General features: G+C 40.6%; 14 protein-coding genes and 1 other RNA gene. 9 read left to right on the top strand and 6 right to left on the bottom strand.

All coding sequences use genetic code 11. The features are described 5' to 3' along the window. The first annotated feature begins 248 nt into the window (after positions 1 to 248). Genes OM33_RS13100 through OM33_RS13090 form a run of 3 tightly spaced genes read left to right on the top strand, consistent with a single transcriptional unit; the run spans position 249 to position 2,703 of the window. Positions 249 to 1,259, top strand: coding sequence for a GlxA family transcriptional regulator (locus OM33_RS13100; protein ID WP_038642342.1), 1,011 nt, complete (start codon positions 249 to 251; stop codon positions 1,257 to 1,259). Further along, complete coding sequence (locus tag OM33_RS13095; RefSeq protein ID WP_038642340.1) at positions 1,256 to 2,503, top strand: S41 family peptidase; 1,248 nt, start codon at positions 1,256 to 1,258, stop codon at positions 2,501 to 2,503. Before OM33_RS13100 ends, OM33_RS13095 begins: the two co-directional genes overlap by 4 nt. Then, a complete protein-coding gene (locus OM33_RS13090) occupies positions 2,503 to 2,703 on the top strand; it encodes a DUF1272 domain-containing protein (protein ID WP_052141004.1) in 201 nt (66 codons plus the stop codon). Before OM33_RS13095 ends, OM33_RS13090 begins: the two co-directional genes overlap by 1 nt. Positions 2,704 to 2,797: 94 nt before the next feature. Here the strand turns inward: OM33_RS13090 and OM33_RS13085 are convergent, their stop codons facing one another. The 3 genes from OM33_RS13085 to rnt all read right to left on the bottom strand — a co-directional run bounded on the left by OM33_RS13085 (position 2,798) and on the right by rnt (position 5,363). After that, positions 2,798 to 3,964 (bottom strand): hypothetical protein, encoded by a 1,167-nt coding sequence (locus OM33_RS13085; RefSeq protein ID WP_038642338.1) that lies wholly within the window; start codon positions 3,962 to 3,964, stop codon positions 2,798 to 2,800. A 275-nt stretch (positions 3,965 to 4,239) separates the two neighbouring features. Beyond that, positions 4,240 to 4,595: a transfer-messenger RNA gene (gene ssrA, locus OM33_RS22365) on the bottom strand. 114 nt (positions 4,596 to 4,709) lie between these two features. Further along, on the bottom strand, positions 4,710 to 5,363 hold the full coding sequence (gene rnt, locus OM33_RS13080) for a ribonuclease T (RefSeq protein WP_038642337.1): 654 nt from the start codon (positions 5,361 to 5,363) through the stop codon (positions 4,710 to 4,712). A gap of 181 nt (positions 5,364 to 5,544) precedes the next feature. Here rnt and OM33_RS13075 point away from each other — a divergent pair, with 181 nt between their 5' ends. Further along, the gene (locus OM33_RS13075) at positions 5,545 to 6,426 is read left to right on the top strand and encodes a flagellar protein MotY (protein ID WP_038642335.1); all 882 of its coding nucleotides are present in this window, start codon (positions 5,545 to 5,547) and stop codon (positions 6,424 to 6,426) included. A 49-nt stretch (positions 6,427 to 6,475) separates the two neighbouring features. Here the strand turns inward: OM33_RS13075 and OM33_RS13070 are convergent, their stop codons facing one another. After that, positions 6,476 to 6,805: a hypothetical protein gene (locus OM33_RS13070; RefSeq protein ID WP_038642333.1), complete on the bottom strand. Its 330-nt coding sequence runs from the start codon at positions 6,803 to 6,805 to the stop codon at positions 6,476 to 6,478. Positions 6,806 to 6,832: 27 nt separating this feature from the next. Continuing rightward, entirely contained in the window at positions 6,833 to 7,252 is a 420-nt protein-coding gene (locus OM33_RS13065) for a CBS domain-containing protein (protein WP_038642331.1), read from the bottom strand. A gap of 373 nt (positions 7,253 to 7,625) precedes the next feature. Here OM33_RS13065 and OM33_RS13060 point away from each other — a divergent pair, with 373 nt between their 5' ends. After that, the gene (locus OM33_RS13060) at positions 7,626 to 10,430 is read left to right on the top strand and encodes a collagenase (protein WP_038643375.1); all 2,805 of its coding nucleotides are present in this window, start codon (positions 7,626 to 7,628) and stop codon (positions 10,428 to 10,430) included. A gap of 108 nt (positions 10,431 to 10,538) precedes the next feature. On the opposite strand, the gene mnmC is transcribed toward OM33_RS13060, so the two are convergent. Then, positions 10,539 to 12,521 carry a bifunctional tRNA (5-methylaminomethyl-2-thiouridine)(34)-methyltransferase MnmD/FAD-dependent 5-carboxymethylaminomethyl-2-thiouridine(34) oxidoreductase MnmC gene (gene mnmC, locus OM33_RS13055; RefSeq protein WP_038642329.1) on the bottom strand — a complete coding sequence of 661 codons (1,983 nt, stop codon included), beginning with the start codon at positions 12,519 to 12,521 and terminating at the stop codon, positions 10,539 to 10,541. Positions 12,522 to 12,728: 207 nt separating this feature from the next. Between mnmC and fabB the strand changes: the two genes are divergently transcribed. The 4 genes from fabB to OM33_RS13035 all read left to right on the top strand — a co-directional run bounded on the left by fabB (position 12,729) and on the right by OM33_RS13035 (position 20,332). Further along, positions 12,729 to 13,943, top strand: a complete 1,215-nt coding sequence (gene fabB, locus OM33_RS13050) for a beta-ketoacyl-ACP synthase I (RefSeq protein WP_038642327.1) — start codon at positions 12,729 to 12,731, stop codon at positions 13,941 to 13,943. Positions 13,944 to 14,057: 114 nt separating this feature from the next. Next, positions 14,058 to 15,185, top strand: coding sequence for a 4-phosphoerythronate dehydrogenase (locus OM33_RS13045; protein ID WP_038642325.1), 1,128 nt, complete (start codon positions 14,058 to 14,060; stop codon positions 15,183 to 15,185). 1 nt (position 15,186) lies between these two features. Then, positions 15,187 to 16,203, top strand: a complete 1,017-nt coding sequence (locus OM33_RS13040) for an aspartate-semialdehyde dehydrogenase (RefSeq protein WP_038642323.1) — start codon at positions 15,187 to 15,189, stop codon at positions 16,201 to 16,203. Between the two features lie 310 nt (positions 16,204 to 16,513). Then, positions 16,514 to 20,332: a FimV/HubP family polar landmark protein gene (locus OM33_RS13035; protein ID WP_038642321.1), complete on the top strand. Its 3,819-nt coding sequence runs from the start codon at positions 16,514 to 16,516 to the stop codon at positions 20,330 to 20,332. Positions 20,333 to 20,416: the final 84 nt, after the last annotated feature.

The raw sequence follows: 20,416 nt of genomic DNA, 5'->3' as shown, positions 1-20,416 counted from the left end.
TAGCGACATGTTAAGTGCCGAGCAAAATCACTCCATGTTTTTAAGGTGGGTATTATTATAATTACCGCGATTTATTTCTTTTAAGCCTCTGCTTAAATTTTAAAAGCAACAAAAAGCCTGTGTATCCCACGGGCTTTTTTTTACTTGCTTTATGCCTCTAAACTTAATGTTCAAATGTCTGATAATGTCGTTTTAATGTATTAAATGACATTTTTAACGGGGTATGATGAGCGCGTGGAGGAACACACATGACGATTAAACAAGTTTACTTTATTGCAAATGGATTTCAGGCGCTCGACTTATTTGGCCCGCTTGAAGCCTTTATGGAAACCAATAGTTTTAAACGCGGTGCTTACGATTGCAAGTTATTAGGCATAAATGGTGAGGACGTACACACTGCATATAATCAAAAAGTGAGCGTTGATTTTACGCTAGAAGATGACTTTGAACTGCACGATTTGATTATTTGTGGAGGCACAGGCATGCGCACACTGGCGCTTAGTCAAATTGAATTTGTAGCGCTTAAAAAAATAGCGTTAAAAGCAAAGCGCGTATTTAGCATTTGCACCGGTGCTTTTATTTTGGCCCAACTTTTTCAAGATAAAGCGTTAACGCTTACAACCCATTGGCGTCATGCAGCTAGTTTAGCCAAGCAACATCCCAATAAAATTGTTACACCAGAGCCACTCTTTATTCGCGACCACACTATTTGGTCATCAGCTGGCGTGCTATCGGGTGTGGATCTTGCCCTTGCGATTATTCGTGAAGATTACGGCAACAGCATGGCGGCAAAAGTCGCGAAAGATTTGGTGGTATATTTACAGCGTGCAGGGTCACAGCAGCAATATTCTGATGTGCTTGCACTGCAATCGGGCGACAGTTTAAAGCTTTCGCCACTTATTGACTGGCTAGCAACACAGCTCAATAATGCAATTTCAGTTTCGCGCATGGCAGAGTATTGCAGTTTAAGCGAAAGGCAGCTTACGCGACTGTTTAAGTTGCACCTTAATTGCACGCCGAGTCATTATTTCCGTATGTTAAAACTCAACCACGCACGGGACTTGTTATCTCAAGAAAACAGCAATTTACAACTTATTTCTATCAAGCTGGGGTTTAATAATTACGATAGTTTTCGCCGCGCCTTTACCAAACAGTTTGGTGTGTCACCTTCCCATTATTCAAATGGCACACGCCATTCTGCGTTAATTAGCAATAACACCTTTGCTCAAGACACAGTGCAGCAAGGAGAGGGAGAATGAGAGTACAACTGATTTTAGCCATGCTGGTTGTTGCATCGTTTAATTTAAACGCAGCCAATTTAACAGAAAAGCAGCAGAAACTGTGGTTAGAAGATATCGACTTTTATCAAAATGAAGTTAAAACAAAGCATATCAATCCATTTCATACCTTGTCAGAAGTTGAATTTGATCAATATATTAACGATTTAAAAAATGATTTAGCAATACTCAGTGAAGTCGAAGTAGAAACACGCCTTATGGCAATAACCGGTGCTTTGGGGGACGGTCATAGTAACTACTTTATGATGTCTGGGCCGCATCAGCATTTTCCGCTTCGCTATAAATTTTTTGACAATACTTTACGTGTAGTAGATACAACAAACGCTTATCGTTCGCTTCGAGGCACAGAGTTAAAAACCATAAATGGTAAAAGTGTAAGTGAGCTATTTAAGATTGTTTCACCGCTGTTACCCGGTGTAGATAACCAATTTAGTGCAAAAACGAGTTTTGAATATTACCTAACACTACACAAGTTGTTGCTGGGATTAAATATTGTAAATGAGGATGAGCCAGCTAAATTTGAGTTTTGGCATAAAGGCAAAGTGATTGAAAAAGAAATTCTACCTGTTTCAATGGGGGAGTTTGGCAAATTAAGTTCAGTGTATCCGCAAACAATACCAAAGTTAAGAAATACCGATATTGCGATGCCAGGCATTAGATTAAGTTATTTTAACAAAAAGAACATCGCCTATTTTGCGTTTAATTCATATCCAAAATTTGAACAAGTTGTTGGTAATTGCAAGGCATTACAAACAGAGCTTAAAAGTGCACAATCGCGGTATTTAGTGATTGATTTTAGAGGTAATGGCGGTGGTAATTTTTATACGGGCCTGGCATTTTCATCGTGCTTATTACCCCTTGACCAATTTGATTGGCAACACGGGGTTTATGTACTAACCGATGGTCAAACATTTTCAGCTGCCATGAGTAATACGGTGCAATATCAGCAGATTTTAAATGCAAAAATTGTTGGTGTGCCAACTGGGGGCGACCCCAATCATTATGCAGAAAGTTACCGTTTCACTTTACCTAACTCAAAACGAAAGCTGAGTTTATCAAAGCGCTATTATGCTTTTCTAAAAGAGCCAACAGATGCTATCTATCCCGATATTCAAATAACACCAACTTGGCAAGACTATCAAAACGGTAAAGACACTGTGTTGCTCGAAGTGCTTAAGTTAATTAATCAACATAAGGGGCAATAATGTTAAAACTTAAACCAAACTGCGAGTGTTGTAACAAAGCGCTTTTGCCAACATCAACCGATGCAATGATCTGCAGTTATGAGTGCACGTTTTGTAAAACATGTGTTGAAAAGGTACTTTTAAACGTATGCCCTAATTGCGGCGGGAATTTTAAACCAAGGTTAGCGGATGAAAAAAAAGAAAAACTCGAACCTGATTAGTTGAGACTAAACGGGCTAACGTGTTAACTAGGCATATTGAAAGGGGAGGAGCGGTTTATCTATTGTGCGTACCAGATAAACCACAACTTAGTATTTAAGGGTGACCTAAGTGATTACGAATAGACGTTCTGAATGTTCTTGCGTGGCTTAATCCAGAGCGACTTGTTTCCGAAACATCTTTCTTCTCGGCATTAAGAAAGGTACACATATTAATATTTACTTTTGATGTTTTTTCACGACATTCAACAACGGTATAAAGATGCCCGTTATGCGTAATATTCGCAATTGCATTCCATTGTTCGACAGCTGTTTGAATTGACAAGCCTCTTTGACCAATTAATGATAACAATTGATTGTTTGTGTCATTAACATGATCGTTAATTGCTTGTGTGATTGTGCCGTTTCCCCTTACGGCTCTGATTCTAGCGAGCAAATCAGAGTCGTTGTAAGTCATTGCTCGAGCACCTAATTTTAAAATACCATTGCTGTTATTTGTGCCTGTGCCGATAAAAGAAGAAAAGCCCTTGAAGTTTGCACCCAAAGCATCTTTTGCCCAGCCACTTCCGCCGCCACCTAATCGGTTTGATTGAGTGAGCGCAACATTTATGAATGCTAGAAACAGTGATAAACGCAAACCTTCAATTTGTATTTGAGGAATATTGCGGTGGTGCCAAAGTGCAGCGCCTGCTGCGAACAATTCCTGTTGGGCAGTAACTGCGGCCTCAGCAAGAGCAATAACAATTCTCTGTTTTCTTCTGTCGCCCACTAGCATCTTAATGCAATTCTCTCGGCGATTGGCATTGTTACTTAGCAAACGGTGCACACCAATCCCCACTGTGGTTTGCAGACTTCCACCAATACTGCTAGGACGAAATTTTCCCCAGCGATTTTCTGTGGTGCGGTTACCCCCATAATTAAAGGTGTTTTGTCCTGTTCTAACCCCTCGAGGTCCCAATGCTTTCCACACTGAGTTGCGTAATCGCAGTAAGTTCAAATCATCAATACGGTGAGGTTTAGAAACAAGTTCAGCGGGACTTGATTTGCCAAAATTATCAGAATCTTCAGGTGTAATATATACACCTCTGAAGTTTGCAAAACTTCGCGAACGTACCAAGGGTGTACGCTTAAATACATCATGAAAATTGGCAGCTTGAATAATATCTTCATTGTTCCATCGAGATGAAACACTACCAACGCCTTCAACTTCAATTCCTATCAAAGGGTGGCCGGCAAGTGGTGCCGCTTCGCTATCTATCGGCATACAAATATCCTTTTTCTTGCTTTGAACAGTAAATAATTAAGTTTTTATTATGGGAACAAAAATGCTACCACAGAGATAAATGGCTGCAAAAGTGTTTGTTATACAAATAAATCATAATCAAACTTTATATATTGCTAGTTTGTGTATGGGCGTAATAACATTTACTTAGCATCGTTAAAGCCAAATGATATTGGAAATATATTAAGGAAATTAGATTGGTATTTAAAAAGGCATAAAAACAAAAAAGCCCGTGCAATGCACAGGCTTTTTATATTTGGTGGAGCTGGGGGGATTTGAACCCCCGTCCGAAAAGCGTCGACCTTCGGTCCTACATGTTTAGTATCGTCTTTTGGTTAACCTTTAAATCTCGGACGAACACGATAAGTAAAGGCGAGGCCGCTTCAATTTAGCCCTTCAACCCCGGCCAGGGTTTCCGTAGCGATCTTGTGTAGGGTGACACTTCGAATCTCAGTCCACAAGCATACTTGAGTGAAGTGCTAGCGGGAATTAAGCCGCTAGAGCGTAAGAATCGTCGTTTGCGATTACTTTAAATACGGCTTTTTTACGAGGCCAGCCGCACCTCGACATGCACCTTAGGCTTCATGAATCCCGTCGAATCCTAATCAGCCCCTGAATTTGTTTCATCTGAATCATACTCAGTTGCGAGGATTATAACGCTTAGTTTTTACGTTAAACAAGAAAAAACCACAATTAAGTGGTTTTTAGGTGGCTATATGCTGAGTTTTTAATCGTTTCCTTCAATTTCTGGCATTGGCCAGCCGCCTAAGGCTTGCCATTTATTCACAATATAGCAGTAAAGTTCGGCAGTGCGCTCGGTATCGTAAAGTGCGCTATGTGCTTGGCTGTTATCGAAGTCGATGCCGGCGGCACGGCAAGCTTTTGCCAGAACGGTTTGTCCAACGGCAAGACCTGCAAGCGTCGTTGTATCAAAACTTACGAAAGGGTGAAATGGTGTGCGCTTGATGTTATTGCGTTCAATGGCTGCATTTAAAAAGCCATGATCAAATGCAGCGTTATGAGCGACTACCACGCTGCGCTGACATCCTGCTGCTTTTTGTGCTTTGCGAACAGCTTTACAGATTTCTTTTATCGCTTCGACTTCTTTTACCGCGCCTCGCAGAGGGGAAAAGGGGTCGATGCCATTAAACTCGATGGCTGATTGCTCAATGTTGGCACCTTCAAATGGTTCAACGTGAAAGTGAAGTGTTTTGTCGATACTGAGTTCGCCTGAATCGTCCATTTTTAAAAGACTAACTGCAATTTCTAATAATGCATCGGTTTTATTATTAAAGCCTGCTGTCTCGACGTCGATAACTACAGGAAAGAAACCGCGAAAACGCTTGGCAAATAACGTGGTTGGTGCTTCAGCTTGAGACATATACTTACTTTCAGTGCTTAATAAGGCCGCGTATTATGGCAAAATTAGGTGGATACTGACCAGTAAAATTTTATGCACAGGTAGCTTATTTAGGTATATTTTTTGCTTAACTTTATTGTTTGTTGCAAGTTGCAGCAGTTGTTACGTTTAACCTTACGTTTATCGAATTTAGGAGACCTAAGTGCAATTAAATAAAGTAGTTCAGTACTTATGTGTTGGTCTTTCTTTGAGTGCTGTTTTTTCTTCACATGCTGCGCTTCGCAGTTATGGTGCAGTTGAAAGTAATGCGAAGTGGAATACGCCAGAAAGCTCACGTTTGAATTGTCAGCTTGAGCACGATATTCCACGTTTTGGTAAAGCTCGATTTCAATCTGCAGCAAGTAAAGATAAACAGCTTCATTTTACTCTTGATATGCTAATAAAGCCTGAAGGTTATGATATTGCTGATGTGTTATCGGTACCGCCAATTTGGAAAGCAGGTAATCGAGCGCGCAGTTTATTTGATGCTAATTTGCTTAAGCAATTTGATACTGAACTCGACTCTAAAGCATCGTGGTTATTGTTAACTGAACTTGAAAAAGGCAATGTGCCAACGTTTTATTACCAAGACTGGCATAACAACCAAGACAAAATTAAAGTTGAGTTATCTTCGGTTAATTTTCGCAATCAATATTTAAACTTTTTAGAATGTCGGGATGCGTTATTGCCATTTAGCTTTGATGATATTGCGTATACTGTGATGCGATATGAATCTAACAGCAGTGAACTTACGCGAGATTCAAAAAAACGATTAGAAAAAATTGGCTTATATTTAGAAAACGATCCAACCATTGACTCGGTGGTTATCACTGCTTATACCGATTCTTATGGTGGCCGTTATATAAACCAACAATTGTCAGAAAAACGTGCTGAAGCCATTAAAGCGTACATGACAGAAAAAGGCATTGCAGCTGAAAAAATTATGACGCAAGGTTTTGGTGAAAGACGACATGTAGCGACTAATAATACAATTATCGGTCGCGGTAAGAACCGTCGCGTAGTGATTCAGATAGAAAAGGTTTAAAAATTACAGGTCACTTCATTATGGCTGTATGATCTAAAGGATGACGGTGTTATTCCGTCATCATAATACTCAGCTCACACCAGCTTTCTTGCTGGTAAAACCCTATCTTTACTCGCTTGCCTGATACTGTGTAGAAATAAGTATAACGACCGATGTCTTCAGTAACGGTGTTTGGTTCGCCGAGTTGTTCACGATAAAATTGCATGACGGATTCTAAATCTTGCTTAACAAAACCATTGATGATCATCGGGTAATCATCTTCAAGGGCCATACGCACTTGAAAGTCATTAGGAAGTGGAACATCATCAATATTGGCGTGCGCCATATAGCTTAAGCTGATTAGAACGCTAAATACAACACTGCAACATAACTGCTTCATTTAATCACTCCTGATCACCCTTTAGGGTTAACCTTCTAATAATGTTAAGGATAGCCTAACAAAGTCTGACGATGTAACAATGCCAAGTAATTGATTCTCGTCATCGACAATTGGCAAACATCCGTGACGATTGTTTAAGAAAAAACGTGCGGCGTCTGTTAAAGGCATCGTTTGGTTAGCAAACACTACGTCTTTATCAACCAATTCAGAAACGGGCACTTGTTTTTCCCTTCTTTGTAACGCATTTACACCGTATTTGTCTAGTAAATACATAGTTTTAGCTAGAACACTTTTTTGTGTAACCATGCCATAAAAGCAGCCATTTTCGAGCACCGGAATGTGTCGAACATTATGATCTTTCATCATCTGATGAAGGTCTAGCATGGAGTTATCAAGGTCTATTGAAAGTACATTTCGCGTCATTAAATCGGCAATTGTTTTTGTCATGGTTTTCAACTTTTAGGGTTATTATTTTAATAGTTTAGCCTGTATCTCATATCTCGCTTTGCGCTAGGGCAATGAATGTATCATTTATTGTTGTTTTTAGTGCAATAGCTATTTTGTGCGGTCAAATTTTAACCACACAAGGTTTTTAAAAGCTTAATAAACTCATACCATTTTATCATTTTCAACTTTTAAGTAATTGAAAATAAACAACTAGTAAATAAAGTGTTAGTTTGCCCCTATATTTAAAACAAAAGTTAATATATTGTATACAGTATATTGAATCCATGTATTATTGGTTCAGTATATCGTTTAGCAACGAATTTCGATTTAGCTTTAATCGAACATTATGACAACAACAACTGGAAAATTAACAATGAAACTTACTAAATTGGCGTTAGTAATTGCCACATTAAGTTACGGGACAAGTGCACTGGCAAACAGTGCGCCAACCTCGGAAAATCAGCCTAAGGTTCATCATCATGGTGTTGAGTTTGACCGCCAAGACAATGCGCCTACAGCGGTGACATCGCAACACGCAAATTTACCTTTCGACCATGCTAAAAATGATTTACATACTTTGCATATCGAAGATATGCAACAAACGTTCGCAGCGACATCATGTAATGTTAATGCACTGGCAACATCTAACTCAACGCAACTAATTAATGAAATAAAATCGCAAGGTGCTAGCTGCGTAAATGAGTTATTTGGTGCAACAAGTGATATTCAAAAGGCAGCATATGATTCAAATAACATGTATGCAGTCGCTAATCATGTAAAAGGGCTTTCGCAAAGCTATCAAGGCGGTGGTGATAACGATATTGAAGCGTTATTTCTATATTTGCGCGCAGGTTACTATGTTGAATTTTACAACGATCAAGTTACCTTTGCTTCTTGGGTAAAGCCTGCGGTTAAAGGCGCGATTGATGCCTTTGTAAATAACAGTCATTTTTATGATGATAACGACGCGCACGGTAAGACGCTTTCAGAAGTACTAATCACAATGGATAGCTCTGAGCAGCAAGATGTGTATCTGCCGGTAGTGGTTGAGTGGTTAAACCGCTGGAACGAAAGTTATGCAGCCAAATGGAATATGCGCAGTGCAGTTAATGGTGTGTTTACTATTTTATTCCGTGGCCAATGGAATACTGAATTCAAAAACAAAATTGGATCAGCTAATGATTTAGTGAGTGCATTAGCTAAGTTTACAACTAGCACTTATATGATTGACTCAGACGCTGAATACATGATCGCCAATGCGGCACGTGAATTAGGTCGTTTAAAGCAATATCCAGGCACAATTCAAACAAGTGTTGATGCGGCGTTAAATCGCATTTTCTCTGATTACCAAATGTATGGATATGGTGACTCAGTATGGTTAGGTGCGGCAGATACTGCGGGTTACCACGGCAGCTGTGATACGTATAATATTTGTGGTTTTGAACAGCAGCTAGAATCACAAGTGCTGTCACAAACATATACATGTAGTAGTACGATTAAGATTCGTTCTCAAAATATGACTAGCGCGCAGCATCAAGCAGCATGTAGCAAAATGGGTTACGAAGAAACGTATTTCCACGGTCAATTACAAACTAACAATACGCCAGTAGCAGACGATGTGAATAGCCAGTTACAGGTCAATATCTTCGATTCAAGTAATGACTACAGCAAATATGCAGGTGTGATTTTTGGTATTGATACCAACAATGGTGGTATGTACTTAGAAGGTAATCCATCTACTCCAGGTAATATTCCAAACTTTGTCGCGTATGAAGCAAGTTATGCAAACCCAGATCACTTTGTATGGAATTTAGAGCATGAATACGTGCACTATTTAGATGGGCGTTTTGATCTTTATGGTGGTTTTAACGCACCAACAGAAGCTATTGTTTGGTGGAGTGAAGGTGTAGCAGAATACATTGCTAATGAAAATGACAATCAAGCAGCTATCGATACCATCAAAGATGGTTCAACATACAGCTTAGGCACAGTGTTTGAAACCACTTATGCTGGTTTTGACCAAGACCGTATTTATCGTTGGGGTTACTTAGCTGTTCGCTTTATGTTTGAGCGCCATCGTGACGAATTAAACTTGATGTTAGCGTCAACTCGTTCGGGCGATTGGGCGGGCTACAAGGCACGTATTAATACTTGGGCTGCTAATTACGCTAACGAATTTACCCAATGGACACAAGAGCTTGCTAGTGGTGGTGATACTAATCCGCCAGCAAATACAGCACCTGTTGCTGTTATCAATGGCCCTTACAGTGGTGAAGTAGGTACGCTAATCGCCTTCTCAAGTAATGGCTCAAATGATAAAGAGTCTAATATTGCTTCTTACAGCTGGAACTTTGGTGATGGCACCACAAGTTCAGAAGCAAATCCTACGCACAGTTATACAACTGCAGGTGAATATGCGGTTACCTTAACTGTAACCGATCCAGAAGGCCTAAGCTCAAGCGAGGCAACTACTGCAACGGTAACAGGTAGCGAGCCGCCAGTGGGTAATGAGTTACAAAACGGTGTAGCACAGCAAGTGACTGGTAACACAGGTGATGAAAAACGCTTTGTTGTGAATGTACCAGCAAATGCAAGTGATCTTGAAATTACCCTAAACGGTGGTTCTGGTGATGGCGATCTTTACGTTAAGTTTGGTGACGCACCTACTCTAACTAGCTATGACTGTCGCCCGTATGTTGGTGGAAACAGTGAGCGTTGTACTATTGAACAGCCTCAAGCAGGTACTTATCACGTAATGGTTTATGGTTACGCTAATTTCGACACGCAAGTCAAAGCTAACTATACCGTACAAACTGGTGGCGGATTCAATGTGCCGAATGCGTGTGCAACAGAAGGACCTAGTGGTGGCGGTCGCCTATATGATGGTGATGTAATGTGTCTTGCAGAGCAAGAGCCAATTTGGTTAAGCATTGCTGATGTGAGTGGCGCAACAAGTGTAGCAATTACAACATCAAATGGCTCAGGCGATATTAATCTTGAATACCGTAATGGTGGCTGGCCAAGTGCTGGTAATGTGGATGCGTCTTCACAAAATGTGGGCAATGGTGAATGTATCTATATTACTAATCAAAGCGAGTACTGGGGCTATGTAAAAGTGTCAGGTACAGCAAATGGCGCTTCGATTGTTGTGGATTTCAATACACCAGGTTGTCGTTAATTTCTTAGGAAGTTGATGAATACCTAATTAAGATACTATTATGTGTTAAAAGAATTAGTTAGGTAACAAACAATAGCCGCACCTCCTAGCAAGGTGCGGCTATTTTTATTAGCGTTTATTGCGCTTTAAATCACGAATAATAAAACGGTTTGGGTGAAGCATTTCACTGATATGTGTTGGTACGGGTAATGGCTCATCACAGAGTTCAGCCACTAACATTTCCGCCGCAAGAGGCGCGGTACATAAACCACGGGCACCTAAACCAGAAAATACATAAATGCTGTGGTATGGATTTTCAGTGTCACCAAAATCATACTGCTGACCTTTTCTTAGCGGCGCAAAATTATTTATAAGTGTTTCCTCACAAACAGCTTCACCCACAATCGGCTGATGATCTGGCGTTGTACAGCGAATGGCAGCTTTTGCATCGAGCATTGAATCAGCAGTAATACCTAATTGCTCAGGGTAAAATGAGGTCAGCTGGTTAAGGTTTATGTGGTTATCCTCTTCACTAATTTTACGACAGAGCGTGTTTTTTTCAAAGGTTGCGCCCATGCAATGTGTGTTATCCAGCTGCGGTGTAAAATACCCTTTATGACACAACACAGTATTAAGCTGTTGCGATAAATTATTTGCAGCGACGCGCGTCACTTGCCCACGAACAGGCTTAAATGGTAATGCTTGCATTTGCGAAAAACGCGCTGTCAACTCGCCGCAGGTGATAATTACATGGCTAAATTCGCCCAGTGAATTCTGATTTTCATCATGTAATTGATAACCGGTATGTGTTTCTACAATGTCACATACTTCACTATTAAAATGCACTTTATGTTTAGTTTTGCTTTGACTTGCAGCGAAAAGTGCATGAACCAATGCCGGAGGATTAACCCAACCTGCCGGTTCAATAAATAAACCTGAGTAGTTAGATTCTATCCCCGAGATTTTATTTGCTTCATCAGTGTTTACACCTCGGATAAGCGATGTTGGCCAATTACCTTTTTGGGCAAGGCGGGTTTGAATTTCAACTTTACTGTCAGTTACCCCATGTAACAACACACCGCACCAGTCATGGGGATAGTGGTGTCCCTCATGATGGACTTGCTGGTAGAGCCGTTTTGCATAGTAAAAACTGTGGGCAAAAAATTCACTGCTACTGTTAAAGTCGGCTTGAAGGTTAGGATAAACCGCGCCTTGATGGTTATGGGATGCGCCTTGTGCAAACGTATCGTCTTTACAAAACACCTCGGTAGTTATACCGCGCTTTGAAAAACTATAGGCAAGAGTTGCCGATGCAATGCCACCGCCAATAATGGCTACTTTAGTAAGTTGTTGTGGCTCACGTTTATAATACGCAGGCTGGGTGGTATTGTGATTAGCAGTGTCTAAAGTTCCGACAACCATTTCGCGTTTACGGCCGTATCCTTTTACTTTTTTGGTAGTAAAACCTGCATCACTCAGACCTCGGCGCACAAACCCTGCGGCGGTAAAGGTTGCAAATGTACAGTTTTCTCGGCCTAAATTAGCCATGCCATCAAAAAGTGATTGTTGCCACATATCCGGGTTTTTACTTGGCGCAAATCCATCGAGATACCACGCATCAACAATGCCAGATTCACTGTAGCAAAGCTGCGGCAGTGTATCTTGAATATCGCCAAACCATAAATCTAAAATAACGCGCCCTTGCTCAAACTCTAAACGGTGGCAACCTGCCATGGCGACAGGGTATTTTGCGATAAGTTGTTCGCTTAACTCTGTAAGCTCAGGCCAGGCTAAAAGCGCCTGTTGTAATGCTGTTTGTTCTAAAGGGAATTTTTCAAAACTAATAAAGTGAAGTTGTTCAACAGATTTATCGTCATCTTGATTAAAACGCTGCCACGTATTTAAAAAATTAAGGCCAGTGCCAAACCCTGTTTCAGCAATAACAAAGTGCCTTCTCGGGTGATTTTGCCAACGCGCAGCAATATTGTTTTGCTGAAAAAATACGTAATCTGACTCTAATAAGCCGTTATCGTTTGAAAAGTACACATCATCAAAGTCTTGTGCGACCGGTGTGCCTGATTCATTAAACTCAATTTTTGCGTGGCGGATCATAATTATTTAAAACAAACTTAACGTGGCGCTATTGTACGAGATATAAGGGGGCGGTTAAACTTGATTTAGAACAAATTAAGCTTATAAATTTGGCAGTTAAGGTTAAAATACTGTAAATTCGAAACACGTGTACGCTGAGATTAGACCAGTTTTTTGTAAATAACACGTAGAATAGAGCACAATTTACTTTGTAGAAAAGGTTTATCCATGAAAAGAGCCGTAATTACGGGTATCGGTATTGTTTCAAGTATCGGTAATAATCAAGAAGAAGTACTTGAATCATTAAAAGCAGGCCGTTCAGGCATTACATTCAACCAAGAATTTGCAGACCTAAAATTACGTTCAAACGTATGTGGTAGCATTGACCTAGATCCAAAAGAGCACGTAGATCGCAAAGCAATGCGTTTTATGGGTGATGCAGCAGCATATTCATACATTTCAATGCAACAGGCGATTGATGATTCAGGCCTATCGGAAGATCAAGTATCTAACCCGCGTACAGGTATTATTGTTGGTTCAGGCGGTGGTTCATCTAAAAACCAAGTTGAAGCAGCTGATATTCTTCGTGAAAAAGGTGTTAAACGCGTAGGCCCATACATGGTTCCTCGTACTATGGCTTCAACGACATCAGCATGTTTAGCTACACCATTTAAAATTAAAGGTGTTAACTACTCAATCAGCTCGGCGTGTGCAACATCGGCTCACTGTATCGGCCATGCTGTAGAACAAATCCAACTTGGTAAACAAGACGTTGTTTTTGCTGGTGGTGGTGAAGAACTTCACTGGACGCTTGCAATGGAATTTGATGCGATGGGTGCCTTATCAACTAAATATAATGAAACGCCTGAACTTGCTTCACGTACTTACGATGCAAACCGTGATGGTTTTGTTATCTCTGGCGGTGGCGGCATCGTTGTTGTTGAAGAGCTAGAGCACGCATTAGCGCGTGGTGCGAAGATTTACGGTGAGATTGTTGGTTACGGCGCAACATCTGATGGTTACGACATGGTTGCGCCATCGGGTGAGGGTGCTGTTCGTTGTATGCAACAAGCACTTGCAACAGTTGAAGGTGATATTGATTACCTAAACACCCACGGTACATCAACTCCAGTAGGTGATGTTAAAGAGCTTGGCGCAATCCAAGAAGTATTTGGTGGTAAATCACCTGCAATCAGTGCAACAAAAGCGATGACAGGTCACGCTCTTGGTGCTGCGGGTGTTCACGAAGCAATCTACTCAATCTTAATGTTACAAAACAACTTTGTAGCGCCATCTATCAACATCGATGAGTTAGATGAGCAAGCTGCAGGCCTTGATATTGTAACTGATAAGCGTGACTTAGAAATCAACACTGTAATGTCAAACAGCTTTGGTTTTGGCGGTACAAACGCAACGCTAGTAATGCAAAAATACAAAGGCTAATTAACCTTTTTAAAACGCAAATCTAATTGATTGAAAGAAAAGCCACTTAAGTGATTGAGTGGCTTTTTTATTGTCGTTAAAATAGCGCATCTGCTTTGCCTAAATAGGATAATTATGCGCATCCTCGCTGACCAAAATATGCCACTGGTCGAAGAATTCTTTTCAGAGTTTGGTGAAATAACACGTTTTGCTGGCCGAGAGCTCAGCCCTCAGCAACTTGTTGATACTGATATTTTATTGGTACGCTCGATTACCAATGTGAATGAAAACCTACTCACTCATGCAAATAAATTGAAATTTGTTGGCACTGCAACAATTGGCACCGATCACGTTGATCAAACGCTGCTAAAGCAAAAAGGCATCGCGTTTTCCAGCGCTCCTGGTTGTAATGCAACGGCTGTGGCCGAGTATGTAATATCAAGTTTACTGGCGCTTGCTCAAGAGGACGGTTTTAATTTACAAGATAAAACCGTTGGCATTATTGGTGTAGGTAATATTGGCAGTCGCCTTTCGAAAAAAATAGCAGCGTTAGGCTGCAACGTATTACTCTGCGACCCACCTAAGCAAGCTGCCGGTGAACTTGAAGGTGGTGTGTCGTTAGACACCATTATTAACGATGCTGATATTTTAAGTTTTCACGTGCCTTTAGTGAAAGAAGGCGCGCATCAAACAAAGCACCTGTTGAATAAACACAATCTTTCTCAGTTAAAAGATAATGCAATTGTAGTTAATTCGTGTCGTGGTGATGTCATTGATAATCAAGCACTACTTGAATTTATGCAAGCTGGTGGTGGTTTATCATTGGTGTTAGATGTGTGGGAGAATGAGCCAACGATTGAACAAGCGTTATTGCCGTATACACGCATTGGTTCGGTACATATTGCTGGGCACAGTTTAGAGGGTAAAGCGGGTGGTACAGATATGCTTTATCAAGCGGTCTGTCAGCAACTCGGCAAACCAGCGACACATAAAATGGCGAATTTCTTGCCAGAGCCAGAGTTTACAGAGGTAAATTTAGGCAATACTTTTAGCGAAACAAACGTGTGCCAATTAGTACACAGTGTTTATGACGCCCGTCGAGATTTTGGTTTGTTAAAGCAGGGATTAAATAGCGTAGGTTTCGATAGTTTGCGAAAAAACTATCCAGGGCGTCGCGAATTTAGCACTTTAACGGTAAAATGCAGTTCATCTGCAAATGCAAAACGTTTAAGCCAACTCGGCTTTAATGTGATTGAGGAATAACATGTCACAAAAATTCAATGTTGCCGTTTTAGGTGCAACAGGCCTTGTGGGCCGTCAAATTATCGAAACGCTTGAAGAACGTAAATTTCCTATTGATACACTTTACTTATTAGCGTCAGAGCGCAGTGCTGGTGAAGATATTAAATTCACAGGTGAAGACATTGAAGTGATTGATGTTGAAACCTTCGACTTTGCCAATGCGCATATTGCATTATTTTCAGCAGGTGGCAGCGTTTCTGAAAAGTATGCACCAATTGCCGCAGAGGCAGGTTGTGTGGTTATTGATAACACCTCACATTTCCGTAATGACTACGATGTGCCGCTTGTAATCCCTGAAGTAAATCCAGAAGCGTTAAGTGACTTCAGAAATCGCAACATTATTGCTAATCCAAATTGTTCAACCATCCAGATGCTGGTGGCTTTAAAACCAATTTATGATGCCTATGGTATTGAGCGTATAAACGTAAGTACGTACCAGTCTGTTTCAGGTGGTGGTAAAAAAGCAGTGGATGAATTAGCTAAGCAAACTGCTAATTTAATGAATGCACGCCCGCTTGAAAATGATGTATTTCCGAAACAAATTGCGTTCAACGTGATCCCACAAATTGATAGTTTTGAAGATAATGGCTATACCCGCGAAGAAATGAAAATGGTGTGGGAAACCCAAAAGATCTTGGGTGATGGCAGTGTTATGGTCAACCCAACAGCAGTACGTGTACCTGTGTTTTATGGACACGCAGAAGCGATTCATCTAGAAACGCGAATGCCAGTGGATGTTGAGCATGTAAAACAGCTACTCAATGATGCACCTGGCGTTGAATACATTGAAGATGAGCAGGATTATCCAACACCTGTGTCTGATGCAAGCGGCAATGATACGGTATATGTTGGCCGTGTGCGTCAAGATATTAGCCACCCGCATGGATTAAATCTATGGGTTGTTTCTGACAATACGCGAAAAGGTGCTGCCACTAACAGTGTGCAAATTGCTGAATTACTGATTGAGCAATACCTCTAATTGTCAATTCTTTGATGCCAAACAAACAGCATCCATTGTTTGTTTGGCAAACTTCTTAACTTATTGAGTTTTAGCTTAAAGCAAGATTTGAGCTAATGTTCGCCTTCCAAACATTTTGCCACTGCTTATTAATGGATATTCGGTGTTTTCTGGTTTATAGTTTTATGCTGAAAATTATAAAAAGAGTGGCACCCATTTAAGCTTAATTGGCTTAGATAATAATAAATTTGGTGCAAACTTTGCATAAGTTAGATGTTCGAACACCTTTTACGAGCAGATGAGCTTTCAAAGTTAATATTAAAGGAAACCCATGCGCAGCTTCTTTTCTTCTAAAGCGATTTTATTACTGTTGGCAGTCTTGCTAAGTGCATTGAGCTTATCATTTGATCTATATGCAGATAATACACGGATCCGTGGACCGAAAAATGTTGATGTGGGTGAGCAAGGTAAACGCTATGGGCCAGTCCGCGACACAGACACTCTTTGGCGCATTGCAACCAAACTAAGGCCTGATGATTCCGTCACTATTTACCAAGTGATGCAGGCAATTTTCCAAAAAAATCCCGACTCTTTCCTAGATAATAATATTAACCATTTACGCACAGGCTCATATTTGCGCATGCCATCAATGCGTGAAATTCGAAGTATTAATCCTGGTTTTGCCCAAGAACGTTCAGAACTTGACGATAAGTTGTGGGACAAGAAAGTTAAAGGCGAGATGAGTCAAGCTGAGATTGATGTTGTTGCTAAACAAGCAGAGCAAGCAAAAAAACAAGATGTAATTGTTGCTAAAAAAGAACTCAGCGAAGAAATTAAACAAGCGAAACAAGCACAAACAGAAAAATTAGAGCAGCTAAAAGATGAATTTAAGTCGTCTGTAAATAATGTTGAAGCGATCCTCACTGAAAATGAAAATTTAAAGAATCAGGTATCTAGTTTATCTAACGAGTTGGAGTTAATTCGCGGGCAATTAGACAGTGACAGACAGACTTTAAATGAGCTTAAAGCCTTGCTTGCTGACCAACATCGTATTTTGGCTGAGCAAGAAGCAAAAGCAAAAGCGGATGCAGAGTCATTTAGCCTACAGGACCTAACCAACAACCCGCTTTTACTGGTTTTACTTGCATTAATTCCAGGGTTTTTAATCGTTGGCGGAGCAATTTATTGGTTTAAGTCTCGCGCAACAAAACCTGAACCTGAAGAACCTATTTTTGATACACCGTCAGCAACGATCCCTGACCCGATTGTGAATGATAATTTAACGGATGACCTTACGGGTGATCTGGATGACGCTCTGTCAGATGGTCTGGATGAACCTTTAGATGATGAGCTTACCGCGACATTAGACGATCCCTTTGATGATGCGTTAGAACAGAACTTTGATGACGCGCTTGATGACGACATTGTTGCACTCGATGATAGCCTCGATGACGCATTGGATGCGCCTGATGATTTATTGTATGAAGATGAAGAACCTGCACTAGAAAATACGAATTCGTTACTTGATCAAGACGAACTCGATGGCCTGCTTGGCGATGCACTAGATGAAGATGGTAGTGATGATTTAGTTCCTGAGATGGAAAGTGAGCCTGCTGATGATGGTTTACTTGATGCCGATGACATCGATGCAATTTTAGCGCAGGATTTTGACTCGCCGATTGATAATGATGGTGAAAGTGATGACATTGCAATCGATGATATTATTTCAAATGAAAGTGAAATAGAGCTCGATATACCAGAAGAATTTGAACCTTCTAGTGAAGACAGTGCCGATGTTGCAGATGTTGATGCAATTATGGATGAGCTAAGCAACGATGATGCTGACCCTAGTCAAAATGTAAACGATAATAATTTATCAGATGATCTCGAAGAGGAAGAAAAGGAACCTGAGATTCAACTGGATATGGATGATATTGATGCGATGATTGATGAAGTTGAATCAGATGATATTGATTTAACTGACTTAGATGCATTATTAGAAGAAGCTAACTCTGATGCAGAACGATTGGCTGCTCAACAGGCTGCAGCAGAGGCATTTGCTAATACCGACACATCAGAACAAGACCTAGATGTGCCTCTAGAAACAACTGAAAACATTGATGGTTCTGAAGTTTCTGAAACGTTAGAGGCGAATGATGAACTAGATGATATAGATACATTACTTGATGAAGCGTCTGAAGCCTCAGACGATGACGTAGATCTAGATGATTTGCTTGATGAATCAGCGGACTTATCAGAACTACCAGCTGATGAAACGGCTGAAGATACAAGCCTAGAGGATTCAATCGACGATTCACTGCTGGATGAAGTAGAGCCTCAAAGTGAAGCGGCTATAGATGATGAATTGCTTGCAGCACTTGATGAAGAAGCTCCGAGTGAAGCAACAGAAGAATCTGAACTTGCAGATGATGAAGTGATTGACGATGCAAGCCTTGAGCATTCAATCGACGATTCACTGCTAGACGAAATAGAACCTCAAAGTGAAGCGGCTATCGATGATGAATTGCTTGCAGCACTTGATGAAGAGCTGGTTGATGTAACTGACGAATCTGAACTTTCAGTTGATGAAGTGATTGACGATGAAAGCCTTGAGCATTCAATCGACGATTCACTGCTAGACGAAGTAAAGCCTCAAAGTAAATCGGCTATCGATGATGAATTGCTTGCAGCACTTGATGAAGAACCCACAAGTGAAGTAACTGACGAATCTGAACTTGCAGTTGATGAAGTGATTGACGATGCAAGCCTTGAGCATTCAATCGACGATTCACTTCTGGACGAGTTAGAACCTCAAAGTGAAGCGGCTATCGATGATGAATTGCTTGCAGCACTTGATGAAGAACCCACAAGTGAAGTAACTGACGAATCTGAACTTGCAGTTGATGAAGTGATTGACGATGCAAGCCTTGAGCATTCAATCGATGATTCACTGCCTGACGAAGTAGAACCTCAAAGTGAAGCTGCTATCGATGATGAGCTGCTCGAAGCACTTGATGAAGAGCTGGTTGATGTAACTGACGAATTTGAACAACCAGTTGATGAAGCGATTGAAGAAACAAGTCATGAACATTCAATCGATAATGATTCGCTGCTAGACGAAGTAGAGCCTCAAAATGAAGAAGCTATCGAAGATGAGTTACTTGAATCTGAACTTGATAGCGCTTTAGTTGATATTCACTCTACTGAGAGCAAAGAACTTGCATCAGAGAGTATTGAAAATGAAGATATTAATGATCAATTAATTGATGATATCGCATTACCAGAAGACATTGCTCATAACGATACACTCGAAAGTGATTTTGATGATCAACTAATATCGGAGGAAAGTGTCGATTTTGGTGATGACCCTCTAGCGATTGATGTTGATTTAGCGGCAGATGATGAACCGTTATTAGATAAATTTGATAATGATGAGCAGCATAGAGCAGATACTCCTAGTCAAACTTTAGACGAGTATCCTGAGCTCGAGCTTGATGAAGCACTTGAACAAATTGATGCACCTGCTTTTAATGCAGAGGAACCGCTTCCTGAAATTGAGAAAGCACAAGAAATTAATGAAGAAGTTATCACAACAGAAGATCTTTCTACGGCCGAACAAGATGATTTTCTAGATGATGATATAATCAGCAGCGATTTAGACAACAGTAATGACTTGTTAATTAATGAACTTGAAAGTACAGACTTTGACAGTTTATTGAATGAGTTAGCTGAACCTGAGCCAATAAGTCCTGAATCGCAAAAAGATTTTGAACTTGATTTTGATTCTCTGCTCAGTGAACAAACCGACGCAGAGCCTTTCGAAGTAGAAGAAATCGATACTGCAGAATCAGACTATTTAGATATCGATGATTTACTTGAAGAAAGTGATGAGGCTGATGCAGATGTAGAACCTTATCAAAATGCTGATATGGATGTTGGTCTCGGGGATTTTGAAGATTTATTGGCAGGTGAAGACTCGCTGGATGTTGATATGGAAAGCCAAGGTTTTTCCGCGAAGCTTGACCTAGCTCGTGCTTATCTAGAAATTAATGATTCGGAAAGTGCTTTGAAAGTGATCGATGAAGTAATAAGCAACGGCCCACCAGAAGTGCAAGACGAAGCACAAGCATTAAAACAACAATTATCCTAAGCAATTTCTAAAAAGCCCGCATAGCGGGCTTTTTTGTGCTTGGTATCACGTCAACCTCTCGGTATACTTAGGGTTTTTAAAATT

This window comes from Pseudoalteromonas piratica, assembly GCF_000788395.1.
In the GTDB taxonomy this organism is placed as follows: Bacteria; Pseudomonadota; Gammaproteobacteria; order Enterobacterales; family Alteromonadaceae; genus Pseudoalteromonas; species Pseudoalteromonas piratica.
Note: the sequence above shows the minus strand (reverse complement) of the source record. Positions and strands in the feature narration are given on the sequence as shown.